Raw genomic sequence first — 14,526 nt, forward strand, 5'->3', positions numbered from 1 at the left:
TATCAGGCCTCCGCCGAGAGCGCTTCGAGCGGCAGGGTCAGCGTGACGCAGGCACCCTGTGCCTCGTTCACCGCCTCGACATGCCCACCCAGCTTGCGCACGACATTGACCACCAGGAACAGGCCGAGACCGCCGCCCGGCCGACCCTTGGTGGAATTATAGGGCGTACCAAAGCCGGCGAGCATCTCCTTGGTAAAGCCAGGACCGCGGTCGCGCACCTCCAGCACGATCACATCGGCGTGTCGCCGCACCGACACGCCGACCCAGTCCGGCGAGGCCTCCACCGCATTGTCGAGCAGGTTGAAGACGATCTGCTTCAGGGCGATGTCGGAAATGATCTCCTCATCGTCGACAAGCTCGCGCCGGTAGTCGAGCGCATGCGGCGAACGGCGCGCCTGCCACTCGCTCATCATGCCGTCGAAGAAGGCCGCCGCCGTGGTGCGCAGGGTCCCCTCGCCGCGCGCCTCGCCCGACGACATCAGGATGCCGGAGACGATCGCCTTGCAGCGGTCGAGCTGGCGCTGCATCTCGGCGATGTCCTCGGCGAGGTCCGGCCGGTCGCGCAGCAGCTGCATGCGCCGCCAGTCGCTGAGGATCACCGAGACGGTGGCGAGCGGCGTGCCGAGCTCGTGCGCGGCGCCGGAGGCCAGCAGGCCCATCCGCACGATATGGCCCTCCTCCGCCTGCTGGCGGTTCAAGCTGGCGAGGCGGGCGTCGCTGTCGCGCAGGTTTCGGCCGATACGGGTGATGAAGGCCACCAGCAGGAGCGTGGCCAGCACGAAGCAGATGAACGTGCCGCCGATATGCAGGGTGAACAGGTCGCCATGCAGCTCCTCCGACAGCGGCAGCGGCCGGAACTTCCGCATCAGCAGCACGAAGCCGCTCAACACCACCCCCGCCAGCACCCAGGCCGACCAGCTCGGCAGCAGCACGGCGCCGAGCGCCACCTGCAGCAGATAGAGCGAGACGAAGGGATTGGAGGCCCCGCCGGACAGATAGAGCTGGATGGTGAGCGCCGCGGCGTCCAGCAGCAGTTCCAGCAGCAGCTCGGTGTCGGAGATTGCCGTCCGCCGCTCGTGATAGACCAGCGTCGCGAGATTGAGCGCGACCAGGCAGGCGAGCACCATTCCCATTTCCTGGAGCGGCAGCTCGATGCCGAGGCCGAACCGGACGATGAGGATGGTGACGACCTGTCCGGCGACCGCCAGCCAGCGCAGCTGAGTCAGCAGGAACAGGTTCTCGCGGTTGGCGGTATGGCGCTCGGCCGTGCTCACCACGCCGCGGCCCCGCGCGTGCCGGCCGGCCGGCGCCACAGGAACACCGCCGCCGCCACACACATGCCGGCGAGCGCGAACCAGGTCAGCGCGTAGACCACATGGTTGTTGGTGAAGCGCACCACGGTGAGCCCGCCGACCGGAAAGCCGCCGGGCACCGGCGTCGCGTCGGCATCGACGAAATAGGCCGCCACCGGCGCTCCGCCCCCGCCGAGGCCGCGCGCGGCGGCGATGGCGGCGACATCGCGCGAGAACCAGCGATCGCCGGCGGGATCGTTGCTGCGCAGGAAGCCGCCGCCCGGCTCGCTGAGGCGGAGAAGCCCGGTGACCGCGACCGGCCCCCCGATCAGGCCGGCGGCGCGGCTGGCCGGGTCGCGCCGCTCGGGTGGGACGAAGCCGCGATTGACCAGCACGGTGGCGCCGGCATTGGTGGCCAGCGGCGTCAGCACCCAAAAGCCGCCGCCGAGCTCGGTGACCGCCTGTACCAGCGTCTCGCGATCGTTGAGGAAGCGGCCCTCGAGCCGCACCCGCCGGTATTCGTCGGCGGCGGAGGCGACCGCCGGCGCCGCCACCGGCGCGGCATGCAGGCGCGCCTCGACCCTGGCGATGAGGTCCAGCTTCCAGGAGAGCCGCTGCACCTGCCAGACGCCGAGAGCGGCGAACAGGGCGGCCATAACGCAACAGGCGAGAAGGAGGGCGACCCTCTTTCCCGCCTGCGGCCTCGCATGTTCGTCCGCCCGCAGGGGCGGAAGGCTCATAGCATCTGCCTCATGTCGTGGCTGGGCATCATGTTGGTGTTGAGGTGGTACATGACCCACAGCGAGCCGGCCATGGCGATGCCCACCACGATGAGGGTGAACACCAGCGCCAGCATGTTCCAGCCGCCTTCCGACTTAAAGTTCATGTGCAGGAAGTAGATCATGTGCACCACGATCTGCACCACCGCGAAGGCCAGGACGATGGCCGCGGTCCAGTTCGGGTTGCCGATCTTGCCGCTCATCACCAGCCAGAACGGCACGGCGGTGAGGATGACCGACAGCACGAAGCCGGTCATGTAGCTGCGCATCGAGCCGTGGGCGACCCCCAGTTCGGCGTGCACATCGTGCCCGTGAGCATCGTTATGGGCGTTGGCGCTCATCGCAGCATCCCCAGAAGATAGACGAAGGTGAACACGCCGATCCACACCACGTCGAGAAAGTGCCAGAACATCGACAGGCACATAAGCCGGCGCTTGTTGGCGACGATCAGCCCGCGCTGATGCACCTGCACCATCAGCGTCACCAGCCAGATGATGCCGAAGGTGACGTGCAGGCCGTGGGTGCCGACCAGGGTGAAGAAGGCGGAGAGGAAGGCGCTGCGCTGCGGCGTCGCGCCCTCGGCGATCATGTGGTGGAACTCGTAGAGCTCGATCGACAGGAAGGCGAGGCCGAACAGGCCGGTGATCACCAGCCAGAACTGCGTCGCCTTCACCCGGTCCTTGTCCATCGCCAGCATGGCGAAGCCATAGGTGATGGAGGACAGCAGCAGCATGGTGGTGTTGAGCGCCACCAGGTTCAGGTCGAACAGGTCGCGCGGGCCGGGCCCGGCGGCATAATTGCCGCCAAGCACGCCGAAGGTGGCGAACAGGATCGCGAAGATGAGGCAGTCGCTCATCAGGTAGATCCAGAAGCCCAGCGCGGTGCTGTGGCCTTCGGGATGCGGGTGCTCGTCGACTTCGTAGAAGACGGGCGCCTCGCTGGGGGCGGTCACGGTCGTGCTCATGCGTTCACCTGCGCGGCGAGAAGGCGGGTACGCTCCTCCTCGGTGCGGACGACTTCCTCGGCAGGGATGTCGAAGTCGCGGTTGTAGTTGAAGGTGTGATGGATCGCGACCGCCAGCAGCGCCACGAAGCTCACCGCCGCCAGCCACCAGATGTACCAGATCAGCGCGAAGCCGAGCACGAAGCTGATCCCCGCGAGAACCGGGCCGGTACCGGAATTCCTCGGCATGTGGATCGGCTTGAAGCCCGACAGCGGACGGACATAGCCGCGCTGCTTCATGTCCCACCAGGAATCGGTATCGTGGACGACGGGGGTGAAGGCGAAGTTGTAGGCCGGCGGCGGCGAGGAGGTCGCCCATTCCAGCGTGCGGGCGTTCCACGGGTCGCCGGTGGTGTCCCGCAGCTTGTCGCGCCTCAGGATGCTCACGCCGATCTGGATGATGAACGAGGCGATGCCGCAGGCGATCAGCGCCGCGCCGAAGGCCGCGATGATGAACCAGACGTGCAGCGAGGGATCATCGAAGACGCGCAGGCGGCGGGTGACGCCCATCAGGCCGAGCACGTAGAGCGGCATGAAGGCGAAGAAGAAGCCGACCACCCAGAACCAGAACGACATCTTGCCCCAGAACGGATCGAGCCGGAAGCCGAACGCCTTGGGCCACCAGAAGGCGATGCCGGCGAACACGCCGAACACCACGCCGCCGATGATCACATTGTGGAAGTGCGCGATCAGGAACAACGAGTTGTGCAGCACGAAGTCGGCGGGTGGCACCGCGAGCATGACGCCGGTCATGCCGCCGATCACGAAGATCAGCATGAACGCCACCGTGTACATCATCGGCAACTCGAAGCGGATGCGGCCGCGATACATGGTGAACAGCCAGTTGAACATCTTCGCGCCCGTCGGGATCGAGATGATCATGGTCGTGATCCCGAAGAACGAGTTCACGCTGGCGCCGGAGCCCATGGTGAAGAAATGGTGCAGCCAGACGAGGTACGACAGGATGGTGATGACCACCGTGGCGTAGACCATCGAGGTGTAGCCGAAGAGCTTCTTGCCGGAGAAGGTCGAGGTGACCTCGGAGAAGATGCCGAAGGCCGGCAGGATGAGGATGTAGACCTCCGGGTGACCCCAGATCCAGATCAGGTTCACGTACATCATCGGGTTGCCGCCGAGATCGTTCGTGAAGAAGTTGGTGCCGATGTAGCGGTCGGCGGTCAGCAGCGCCAGCGTGGCGGTCAGGATCGGGAAGGAGGCGACGATCAGCACGTTGGTGCAGAGCGAGGTCCAGGTGAAGACCGGCATCTTCATCATGCCCATGCCGGGGGCACGCATCTTCACGATCGTACAGATGAGGTTGATGCCCGACAGCGTGGTTCCCACGCCGGCGATCTGCAACGCCCATATGTAATAGTCGACGCCGACATAGGGGCTGTAGGCGATGCCCGACAGCGGCGGATAGGCGAGCCAGCCGGTCTGGGCGAACTCGCCGACGAACAGCGAGGTCATCACCAGCGCCGCGCCCGACACCGTCATCCAGAACGAGAAATTGTTCAGGAACGGGAAGGACACGTCGCGGGCGCCGATCTGCAGCGGCACGACGTAGTTCATCAGCCCGGTCACAAACGGCATGGCCGCGAAGAAGATCATGATCACGCCGTGGGCGGAGAAGACCTGATCGTAGTGATGGGCCGGCAGGTAGCCTTCGGAGCCGCCGAAGGCCAGGGCCTGCTGCAGGCGCATCATGATGGCGTCGGCGAAGCCGCGCAGGAACATGATGAGGCCGAGCACCATGTACATGATGCCGATCTTCTTGTGGTCCACCGAGGTGAACCACTCGCGCCACAAATAGCCCCACAGGCGGAAATAGGTGAGCGCGCCGAGCACCGCGGCACCGCCGATGGCGACGCCGATGAAGGTGAAGACCAGGATCGGCTCGTGATAGGGGATCGCCTGCAGGTTGAAACGGCCCAGCAGGAAAGTCGGTTCGACGATAGGGGAGGAGGTCATGGCTGCCGTCAGCTGTTGGAAGGCCGGCGCGGACCGATATCGGCCTCGCTCGTCGGCAGAAGGGGCGACGTGAAGGCGGGCAGCAGCGCCGGGGAGAAGCCGCCGGGCATCGGCAGGCCGGCGCCGGTGACCGGGCCGCTGTCGACGCGGCGGGACACCGCCTCGGAGGAGCCGGCCGCGGACAGGGTCAGCGCGGTGGCGAGTTCCTCCGGCGTGCAGATGCCGACCACATAGGACGGCGCGCCGCCGAACACCGTGCCGCGCCGCGCATGCTTGTCATGCAGGAGCGGCAGCAGGCTGGCGACCGCGCTTTCGAGGCCGGCACCGCCCCTGGCGTCGATGGCCATCATCTCTTTCATGCACATCTTGCCGGGCTCGACGCACAGATTGAGGATGGCGTCGAACAGCGTCGGGTCGACGGCGTTGAAGAAGGTCGCCGGCACCGCCTCGCTGGGCTTCTCAAGCTCGAGATAGGCCTGGCGGGTGAGCGGATCCGGCGCGCCCTTGGCCTCGCGCACCCAGGAGGCGAACTCGGAATCCGACATTCCCTTGAAGGCGAAGAACATCTTGGAGAAGCCGGCGCCGCTGTAATTCGCCGAGAAGCCGCGCGATTCCACGCGCTGATTGGCCACCGCGTGCAGCTGGGTCTGCATCCCCGGCATGGCGTAGATCATGCCCGCCAGCGTCGGCACGTAGAAGGCGTTCATCACCGAGGAAGAGGTGATCTTGAAATGGATCGGCCGATCCACCGGCACCGCCAGCTCGTTGACGGTGGCCACCCCCTGCTCGGGGTAGATGAACAGCCATTTCCAGTCGAGCGCGACGACATTCACCTCGAGCGGCTTGTCCTGCGAGGCGATGACCGTCCGCGAGCCGATGCGATCGAGCGGCCGGTAGGGATCGAGCAGATGCGTGCCCATCCACGTCATGGCGCCGAGGCAGATGATGATGAGCAGCGGCGCCGCCCAGATCACCAGCTCCAGCTGGGTGGAATGGTGCCACTCCGGCTCATAGCGCGCCTCGGCATTCGACTGCCGGTACTTCCAGGCGAAAAACACCGTCAGGGCCATCACCGGAATGATGATGATGAGCATCAGGAGGACCGAGATCACCAGGAGATCGCGCTGCTGCGCTGCGATATCGCCGGTGGGGGCCAGCACCTCGAACTTGCAGCCGCCAAGTGCGGCCATCAGCGGGAGCAGGGCGAGGAGTCGGAGGCGGCGCAATGGGAAACCTGCTATGGTTCTTGCCAAAATGGCGTTGCCAAACGGCGAACGGGTAGCTGCGGTGCAGCAAAGCGGCTATTGGACAATTTGTCCAATGCCGGCTTGCTGCATCGCACGCAATAACGACGCCGTGTGGTCCGGCAAGCCTCGCGGCCCCTCACCACCCGCCTATGATACTATAGACCCTGTTCGTTTCTGAATCTGAGTGAGAACGATGGCGCTTCCCACGTCGACCCTTGAACGCGACGCGCGGCAAATCCATGCCGATGGCCACCGGGACGGCGAGGTCGACCCCGGCGAGATCGCCGTCGGCGTGGTCATCGGCCGCGCCTCGGAATTCTTCGATTTCTTCGTGTACGCCATCGCCTCGGTGGTGGTGTTTCCCAAGCTGATCTTCCCCTTCGTCGATCCGCTGACCGGCACGATCTACTCCTTCGCCATCTTCGCGCTCGCCTTCATCGCCCGCCCGTTCGGCACCGCGCTGTTCATGGCGGTCGACCGCCGCTACGGCCGCAGCGCCAAGCTGACCATCGCCCTGTTCCTGCTCGGCACCTCGACGGTCGCCATCGCCTTCCTTCCCGGCTACGACACCCTCGGCACGCTGGTGATCTGGCTGCTCGCCGCCTTCCGCATCGGCCAGGGCCTTGCCTGGGGCGGCACCTGGGACGGGCTGGCGCCGCTGCTCGCCATCAATGCGCCGGAGCAGCGCCGCGGCTTCTATGCCGCGCTGCCGCAGCTCGGGGCGCCCATCGGCCTCATCGTGGCCAGCGCGCTGTTCGCCTATTTCCTCGGCAACCTCTCCGCCGAGGATTTCTTCAGCTGGGGCTGGCGCTATCCGTTCTTCGTCGCCTTCGCCATCAATGTGGTGGCGCTGTTCGCCCGCCTGCGCATGGCGGTGACGCCGGACTATGTCGAATTGTTCAAGCGCGGCGACCTGCAGCCCGCCCGCGTCACCGACACCCTGCGCGCCGAGGGCAAGGGCATCCTGATCGGCGCCTTCGCGCCGCTCGCCACCTTCGCGCTGTTCCACATGGTCACGGTGTTTCCGCTGTCCTGGGTGTTCCTGTTCACCACCGAGGGACCGACCCACTTCCTGATCATCGAGGCGGTCGCCGCCCTATGCGGCCTGGTATCGGTGTTCGTCTCCGGCGTGATCGCCGACCGTATCGGACGGCGCAACCTGCTCGGCGGCTCCGCCGCGGCCATCGCGGTGTTCTCCGGCTTCGCGCCGCAATTGCTGAGCGGCGGCTTCGTCGGCGAGTCGGTGTTCATGATCCTCGCCTTCATCCTGCTCGGCATCTCCTTCGGCCAGTCCTCCGGCGTCGTCGCCTCCAACTTCGCGCCGAAGTTCCGCTACACCGCCTCGGCGTTGACCAACGACTTCGCCTGGCTGTTCGGCGCCGGCTTCGCGCCGCTGGCGGCGCTGCTTCTCGCCTCGAATTTCGGCCTGCTCGCCGCCGGCGCCTACCTGCTCTCCGGCGCCGTCTGCACGCTCCTGGCGCTGCGCTTCAACAAGCGCATCGAGATGGCCACTTCCGGCGACTGAGCGCCCGCATCCGGCATCGCGCCGAGGCGGTGGCAACGCCTCCGGCGCCCGCCACCACCTTCTTGAGCCCGTCACGACAAAGCTCCCGCCACGTTACCGGCGGGAGCTTTTTCATTGCCGTTGCGCGGCATCATCAGCGAGGCCGACCGACGGGGCCGACCTCATCCTCATGAGAGATCCGCCATCACCCCGTATCCGGCCAGCGTGCCGGGAGGCTCTTGCCGATTGCTCCGCGCGCCGCGCGCCGGCGCCGGCACGCGTCGGGCTGGCCCGCCGGGGCTGGGCGGCCCTGCGCTCAGCGCTGCACGGCGACGAGGACGTTGTGGTGACCGTTCTGGTTGTTGACCACCTGACTGCCGGTGCCGAGCTGGAACACCTGCGCCAGGTTGACCCAACCGGATTGGTCGATCACGGCGACGTTGGCTTCGCCCATCTGGACGATCTTCGTCCGATTGGCGCGCCCGGTCTGCGACACGCTGGTATTGTTCATCTTTCCGAACTGCTGGACCTTGGCCCAGTTGCCCCATCCGACCTGCACGACGCCGGCATTGTTCATCTTGTTGCGTTGGGCGATGTTGACGACGTTGTCCGCCCCGACCTGCAACGACAGCGCGGTGTGGCCGCGGCCGAGTTGCGCCATGTCGGCGCTGTTGCCTCTCCCGACCTGGCCGATGCTGCCGGAATTGCGACTGCCGGATTGCGACACCGAGCCTCTGTTACCCTCGGCATAGGCTGAGGTGGCGGTAGCCAGAATGAGCGCGACCGCGCACAGTGAATATCTGAGCGACATGGCTTATCTCTTTGATTTGTCCGTTGAATTGACGGTGCCAAGACGATAGCCGCGACTTTGCCTGCTCGCGCGACGAGAATGCCACCAGCCGCTTGGTGGCAGCCCATATCGCTCCGGTCCGAAACGACATCGGCATAGCGTGGACAGCCGGAAGATTAGGCTGATCGTACTAGTCGACGACGCAACGTCATCGACTTCGCTGTCGGTGCGCTGCACCGCCCGTCACCGCGAAGAGCTCGCCTGGGACCGAGCAGCACGTTCACCGTGTCGCGTTCCAGAGTGAGGGCGATGTCCCGCAGGTGGTGCTGTCCACCCACCGTCAACGAGATGTCCGGCGACAATGACATTGGGGCCTCATGGAGAGAGGCCTGCGAAGGCGTCGGTCGGGGCCGCGATGCGGCGGGCGCAGGTTCCCCGGCGGGCCGCGGTCGGCGCGGCGAACGGAAGGCGCTACGGCTCAGTCTTTCTGTGGCCAGTCCCGCGCGAGGGCACGGGTCAGGCTGAGGAAGCGGGCATATTTGCGGGAGTGGGCGGCGTGCTGTGCCGCGTTCGGCTCCCACCGCTCGCGGACGCGGACCATCCGGGCGATGGCCGCGTCGAAGTCGCTATAGGCCCCGATCGCCACCGCCGAGGCGATGGCGACGCCGCGGGCGCCGAGTTCGGTACCATCGGTGACCTCGACCGGCAGACCGAGGACGTCGGCGAAGATCTGGGTCCAGATGGCGCTGCGCGAGGCCCCGCCCGCGAGGCGTATCGTCGTGGGCTTGGCCGCGTCATAGCCGGAGAGCAGGCGCTCAATATCCACGCGATGGGCGTAGGCGATGCCCTCGAATATGCCGCGCAGCACGTCGCCCAGCCTGTCGGAGCGCTTCAGCCCCAGAAGTCCCGCTGGTGCGCCGCCGGGCCCGCCGAACAGATAGGGCAGGAAGAGGATGTCGTTCGCGCGGTCGAGCGCGTCGCGCACGTAATCGTTGCAGACGTCATAGACGGAGGCGCCGTTGGAGAGCGCCCGCGCCGCCTCGGCATCCAGAATCTCGCGGCAGAACCACTCGAAATTGGAGGCCGAGGTCGCCGCCCCCTCGGTCGCCAGCACCTGCCCGCCCACCGGATAGGGCATTTGCAGGAAGGGAGGCACCGATAGCCGGGGCATGTCGTGCAGCGTGGAGTTGATGCTGAACGTGCCGGCGATCATCGACAGCCGGTCCGAAGTCACCACGCCCGAGGCCAGCGCGGCGGCGGCCACATCGACCACGCCCCGCACCACGGGCGTGCCCTCCTTCAGCCCCGTCTGCCGGGCCGCAGCCGGCGTCACGCGCCCGACCACCTCGGCCGACGGGCCGATTTCCGGCATCACGTCCAGCCAGGAGGCGATGCCGAGATCGCGGAAAACCTCGCGGGCATAGGCACCGGTCTCCACATCGATGGCGCCGGCGATGCCGGCATCGGTCGGGTCGGTGGAGAAATCGCCGCAGAGCCGGCCGCGCAGGAAATCCTTGCAGAACAGCACACGCTCGGTGCGCGCCACCGTCTCCGGTTCGTGCCTGGAGAACCAGGCCATGAGCGCGATGGCCTGGCCGGGCCAGACCCGCTGCTGAATGCGCCGGGCCGTGACGCCCGCGCGTCCGTTGCCCTCCCACTCCCCGACGAGATCAGCGGTGCGGCTGTCGGTCGAGACCACTCCCGGCCGCACCGGATCGCCGTGGCGATCGGTCAGATAGATGCCGCTGCCATAACCGGAACAGGAGACACCGACCACATCGTCCGGCGAGCTGCCCGTGACCTCGAGCACCGAAGCGATGGACTCGCAGGCCGCCCGCCACATGCGCTCCGGATCGCGCTCCGTATGGCCCGGCCCCGGAAAGAGCATCTGGTTGGGTCGACGCTCACAGGCGAGCTCGCGGCCGTCTAGATCGAACAAGGCGGCTTTCGTCATCGTCCCGCCGGCATCGATGCCGATCAGGCGTTCCTTCATGGCGTCCTCCGGTACCGGTCATAGCCGGCATGGCCTCGTTTCTCGAAGCTCAACACGTAATTACATGTTTGATCATAACGGTGATGTCTAGCGCGTCAATATTTTCACCTGGCGATTTTTTGCTGCGATGCAGCGTCATTTCCGGCTCAAATTCCCAAATTGACAGGTTGGATTGGATGTGATGCTTCTTACTTGTAATTATAAGTTTGTATGCCGACACGAAGACCTGCGCCTTTCTGCTCACGCGGTGAGGGTCTTCGGGAGCCGATCGGCATGGAGCCTGCCATGTTGTCCCGCGACGCCATTCTCGACAGGCTGCGCGCCGCCCCGGGGCCGGGGCTCCCCGCGCCGGAGGTGCTGATCATCGGCGCAGGCATCAACGGCGTCGGCGTGTTCCGGGATCTGGCCCTCCAGGGCGTGCCCGCGCTGCTGGTCGACCGGGGCGATATCTGCTCGGCGACCAGCGCCGCCTCCTCCCGCCTGATCCATGGCGGCCTGCGCTATCTGGAGATCGGCGAGTTCTCGCTGGTTCGGGAATCGGTGGAGGAGCGCAACCGCCTCCTCCTCGACGCGCCGCACCTTGTCCGGCCGCTCCGCGTGCGTGTACCGATCGCCGACCGCTTCAGCGGCGCGCTCACCTCGCTGGGACGTTTTCTCGGATGGGTGCGCACACCGGGTCCGAAGGGCGCCCTCGTTGTCGCTCTGGGACTACGTGCGTACGACCTGTTCAACCGCCACGACCAGACCATGCCCAACCACCGTATGGTCCCCGCCCACGAGTTTCGCGCGCAGATGCCGGCCCTCGCGCCGTCGACACGCTATGTCGCCGAATTCTACGACGCCCGACTGACCGCACCGGAGCGACTTGGTCTCGAACTGGTCGCTCAGGCCGAGCAGATGTGTCCGGAGGCGCGGGCGGCCACCTACCTCGCGGTGACCGGCCGCGAGGGCGGGCGAATCCTGCTCGCCGACACGTTGACCGGAGAACGCTTTGCCGTGCGGCCGAAGCTGGTGGTGAACTGCGCCGGGGCGCGCGTCGACGAGGTGGATGGGCGCTTCGGCATCAATCAGCGATTGATCGGCGGCACCAAGGGTTCTCATCTCGTGGTGCGGAACCCGGCCCTGGTCGAGAGCCTCGCCGACACCATGCTCTATTTCGAGACTTCCGACCATCGCATCTGCCTGGCCTACCCGCTCGACGACGTGCATGCGCTGGTCGGCACCACCGATCTGCGCACGGACGACCCGGACGACACGATCTGTTCGGATGCGGAGATCGACTATCTGTTCGAGGTGATGGCAATGGCGATGCCGGCCATCGTGCTCGACCGCGATCAGATCGTGCATACCTATGCCGGCATCCGGCCGCTGCCGGCGAGCGAGGGAGTGGCCGGCGCGATCAGCCGCGACCATTCGGTCCGCACCTTCGAGCCTCAGGGCGACCGCCCCTTCCCGGTGCTGTCGCTGGTCGGCGGCAAATGGACGACCTTTCGCGCCTGCGCCGAAGAAATTGCCGACGATATACTTGCGCGGATCGGCCGGGCGCGGCGGCGCTCCACCGCCGGCATCGCCATCGGCGGCGGCAGCGGCTGGCCCGCCGATCCCACGCAATACATCACCGAGCTCGCGCAACGCTTCGGCCTCGCTCCTGCGCGGGCACGCGTCCTGTTCGACCGCTACGGCACCGCGGCGGCCACACGTCTCGGAGGCTTCACACCGTGGCGCGAAGTGTCGTTGACGACGCTTCCCGACTATTCGTATCAGGAGATCGTGGCAATCGCGCGCGAGGAACGGGTGGTTCGGCTGGAAGACATCGTGCTCCGCCGCACCTCCATCGCGCTGCTCGGGCAAGCGACGCCCGAGGCGCTCGCCGAGCTGGGCACGGTGGCCGGCGAGGCGCTGGGCTGGCCGCCGGAGCGCATCGCGCAGGAAATCGCAGCGGCCGGGCAGGTGATCGGCACGCGGCATCTCGTGCCGGGAAGGACCTGATGAGCGAAGGACATCGCCGCGCGCGGCGCGCCGGGACCAATCTGGTGCCGCCCCTCAAGGCGCTGGCGGACCGGGACAATGGCCTGCGCGACAACGGCTCCGGCTTGCCGCTCTGGTCGCAGCTGAAATCGGCGCTGCTGACGCTCATCGTCACCGAGAAGCTGCCGGAAAACGCCAGGCTGCCCTCCGAATCCGAGCTGTGCGAGATTTTTGGCGTGTCACGCACCGTGGTGCGCGAGGCGCTGAACCAGCTGGTCTCCGAGCGGGTCATCTACAAGCTGCAGGGCAAGGGCGCCTTCGTCGCGCCCAAACGCGACGACCACGGCTTTCTCGGCTCGAATATCGGTTTCTCCGGCGAACTGCACCACACCAATCATTCGGTGAGCCGCGCCATCCTCCGCCAGGAACTGGTGAAGCCGGATGAACGTGTCCGCCAGATGCTGGGCGTTGGCGCGCATGAATCGGTGGTGGCGCTGGACCGGGTGCTGAGCGTCGACGGGATGCCGCGCATCCTCGTCTATACCTTCATCAACCTGCGGCTGGCGCCCGGCTTCGAGCAGGTGCCGATGCAGAATCGCTCGCTGTACGACACGCTGTCGCGCCGCTATGGCATCGCCATGAAGCGCGCCGAACGCTGGCTGGAGGCCGCCTCCGCCACGCCCGAGCAGGCGGAATTGCTGGGCATTCCCGCCGGCGCGCCGGTGATCGCCATCGAATCCGTCACCTATATGCAGACCGACGAGGCCGTCGAATACTACACCGCCGTGTACCGGACCGATCAGGCGCGGCTACACTTCATCGTCAAGTGACGCGCTTCAGCTGATCCGCGCCAGAACGGCCCGCGCGGTGGTTTCGTCCGTCACCAGCACATTGGCATAGCCGCCGCGCAGCAGGGCGGTGATCGCCGCGATCTTCGATGGCCCCCCTCCCACGCAGATCCGCGTGGGCACCGCGAGAAAATCCTCGCGCGGCATCGACAGATGGCGGGCGTCGAGATCCGTCAGCACCGGCTGCCCGTCCGCATCGAAGAAATAGCCGGAAACGAAGCCGATGGCGCCATGGGCGCGGTAATCCGCCAATGTCGCCTGGGTCATGAAGCCGCTATGCATCAGCGAGGTGCCCTCCCCCAGATCGGTGACGCCGAACAGGGTGATGTCGCAATGGCGCAACAGCGCGAAATGCTGCGCGACGATCGGCTCGGCCATCAGCAGCTGCTTCATCTCCGGGCTGGACACGATGCCGGGCGCGAGCATGTTCACGCACCGCCCGCCCACCTTCAGCGCGATGTTGGAGGTGCAGAGTTCCGGCGAGAAATCATAGGTGCCGATGGCGCTGCCGGTGATCTGCGCGATGGTGGTGCTGGGCAAGTGGAGCGGAGCGAGCGCCTGTGAGAGGGCCATTACCGTGCGCCCCCAGGCGACGCCGAGCACGCTCTCGGCTGTGATCCGCGGCTCCAGGACACGGGCGCCGAGCCGGGCGATGCGGTCGGCCACCGGCCGGTGATTGCCGCTCGCCGGAACGACGTAGCACTCGGCGAGGCCGGCGGATCGGCTCAGCGTCCGGGCCAGGCGCAGCGCGCCGATGCGCGCGACGTCGATGGAGACGCTGACCGTTCCCTCGTCGCGCGCCTTCTGCAAGAGGTTGAACACGGTAGCGCGGGAGATGCCGAAGCGGGCGGCGATCTCGTCCTGCTTCAGCCCCTCCTCATAGTAAAGCCAGGCCGCCGTCAGGACGGGATCGAGCGCGAACTGCGTCGCATCCTGCGCCGGGGACGCCGTTCCATTGCGCTCTGTCCGCTTCGCCATGCCTTGCCCGGATGTTTCGCCCGCTGGAGGGGATCCGGCAGGTGCGTCGACGTTTATGCATCATGGCGTATGCCAGTCAAATTTGAAACATGCCATTGACAAACGTCATACTCGATTGAATTATGCCATCCGTCATCGCGCGCCTTCCGCGCCA

Annotated in this window: 12 protein-coding genes; 3 read left to right on the plus strand and 9 right to left on the minus strand. The window is 66.5% G+C overall.

From position 1 onward, the window contains the following. Nucleotides 1–2: 2 nt before the first annotated feature. The 6 genes from J2X65_RS16395 to cyoA are packed head-to-tail and all read right to left on the minus strand — an operon-like array spanning nucleotide 3 to nucleotide 6,270. Nucleotides 3–1,277: an ATP-binding protein gene (locus tag J2X65_RS16395; protein WP_310202925.1), complete on the minus strand. Its 1,275-nt coding sequence runs from the start codon at nucleotides 1,275–1,277 to the stop codon at nucleotides 3–5. Then, complete coding sequence (locus J2X65_RS16400) at nucleotides 1,271–2,032, minus strand: SURF1 family protein (RefSeq protein ID WP_404977734.1); 762 nt, start codon at nucleotides 2,030–2,032, stop codon at nucleotides 1,271–1,273. Before J2X65_RS16400 ends, J2X65_RS16395 begins: the two co-directional genes overlap by 7 nt. Beyond that, nucleotides 2,029–2,412, minus strand: coding sequence for a cytochrome o ubiquinol oxidase subunit IV (gene cyoD / locus J2X65_RS16405; RefSeq protein ID WP_310202927.1), 384 nt, complete (start codon nucleotides 2,410–2,412; stop codon nucleotides 2,029–2,031). The genes J2X65_RS16400 and cyoD overlap by 4 nt, the downstream gene beginning before the upstream one ends. Next, nucleotides 2,409–3,035 carry a cytochrome o ubiquinol oxidase subunit III gene (gene cyoC, locus J2X65_RS16410; RefSeq protein WP_310202929.1) on the minus strand — a complete coding sequence of 209 codons (627 nt, stop codon included), beginning with the start codon at nucleotides 3,033–3,035 and terminating at the stop codon, nucleotides 2,409–2,411. Before cyoC ends, cyoD begins: the two co-directional genes overlap by 4 nt. Then, on the minus strand, nucleotides 3,032–5,044 hold the full coding sequence (gene cyoB, locus J2X65_RS16415; RefSeq protein ID WP_310202931.1) for a cytochrome o ubiquinol oxidase subunit I: 2,013 nt from the start codon (nucleotides 5,042–5,044) through the stop codon (nucleotides 3,032–3,034). The genes cyoC and cyoB overlap by 4 nt, the downstream gene beginning before the upstream one ends. 8 nt (nucleotides 5,045–5,052) lie before the next feature. Beyond that, complete coding sequence (gene cyoA / locus J2X65_RS16420) at nucleotides 5,053–6,270, minus strand: ubiquinol oxidase subunit II (RefSeq protein ID WP_310202933.1); 1,218 nt, start codon at nucleotides 6,268–6,270, stop codon at nucleotides 5,053–5,055. Between the two features lie 214 nt (nucleotides 6,271–6,484). Between cyoA and J2X65_RS16425 the strand changes: the two genes are divergently transcribed. Beyond that, a complete protein-coding gene (locus J2X65_RS16425; protein WP_310202935.1) occupies nucleotides 6,485–7,816 on the plus strand; it encodes an MFS transporter in 1,332 nt (443 codons plus the stop codon). A gap of 295 nt (nucleotides 7,817–8,111) precedes the next feature. Here J2X65_RS16425 and J2X65_RS16430 read toward each other — a convergent pair whose 3' ends face one another. Next, on the minus strand, nucleotides 8,112–8,606 hold the full coding sequence (locus J2X65_RS16430) for a hypothetical protein (RefSeq protein WP_310202937.1): 495 nt from the start codon (nucleotides 8,604–8,606) through the stop codon (nucleotides 8,112–8,114). Nucleotides 8,607–9,063: 457 nt separating this feature from the next. After that, nucleotides 9,064–10,578, minus strand: coding sequence for an FGGY-family carbohydrate kinase (locus J2X65_RS16435; protein WP_310202940.1), 1,515 nt, complete (start codon nucleotides 10,576–10,578; stop codon nucleotides 9,064–9,066). A gap of 285 nt (nucleotides 10,579–10,863) precedes the next feature. Between J2X65_RS16435 and J2X65_RS16440 the strand changes: the two genes are divergently transcribed. Both J2X65_RS16440 and J2X65_RS16445 read left to right on the plus strand, forming a co-directional pair. Beyond that, nucleotides 10,864–12,567 (plus strand): glycerol-3-phosphate dehydrogenase/oxidase, encoded by a 1,704-nt coding sequence (locus J2X65_RS16440; RefSeq protein WP_310202942.1) that lies wholly within the window; start codon nucleotides 10,864–10,866, stop codon nucleotides 12,565–12,567. Next, the gene (locus J2X65_RS16445; protein ID WP_310202944.1) at nucleotides 12,567–13,376 is read left to right on the plus strand and encodes a GntR family transcriptional regulator; all 810 of its coding nucleotides are present in this window, start codon (nucleotides 12,567–12,569) and stop codon (nucleotides 13,374–13,376) included. Before J2X65_RS16440 ends, J2X65_RS16445 begins: the two co-directional genes overlap by 1 nt. A 6-nt stretch (nucleotides 13,377–13,382) precedes the next feature. On the opposite strand, the gene J2X65_RS16450 is transcribed toward J2X65_RS16445, so the two are convergent. Then, a complete protein-coding gene (locus J2X65_RS16450; protein WP_310202945.1) occupies nucleotides 13,383–14,372 on the minus strand; it encodes a sugar-binding transcriptional regulator in 990 nt (329 codons plus the stop codon). Between the last annotated feature and the right edge of the window lie 154 nt (nucleotides 14,373–14,526).

The organism is Ancylobacter sp. 3268 (assembly GCF_031456575.1).
Classification (GTDB): Bacteria; Pseudomonadota; Alphaproteobacteria; order Rhizobiales; family Xanthobacteraceae; genus Ancylobacter.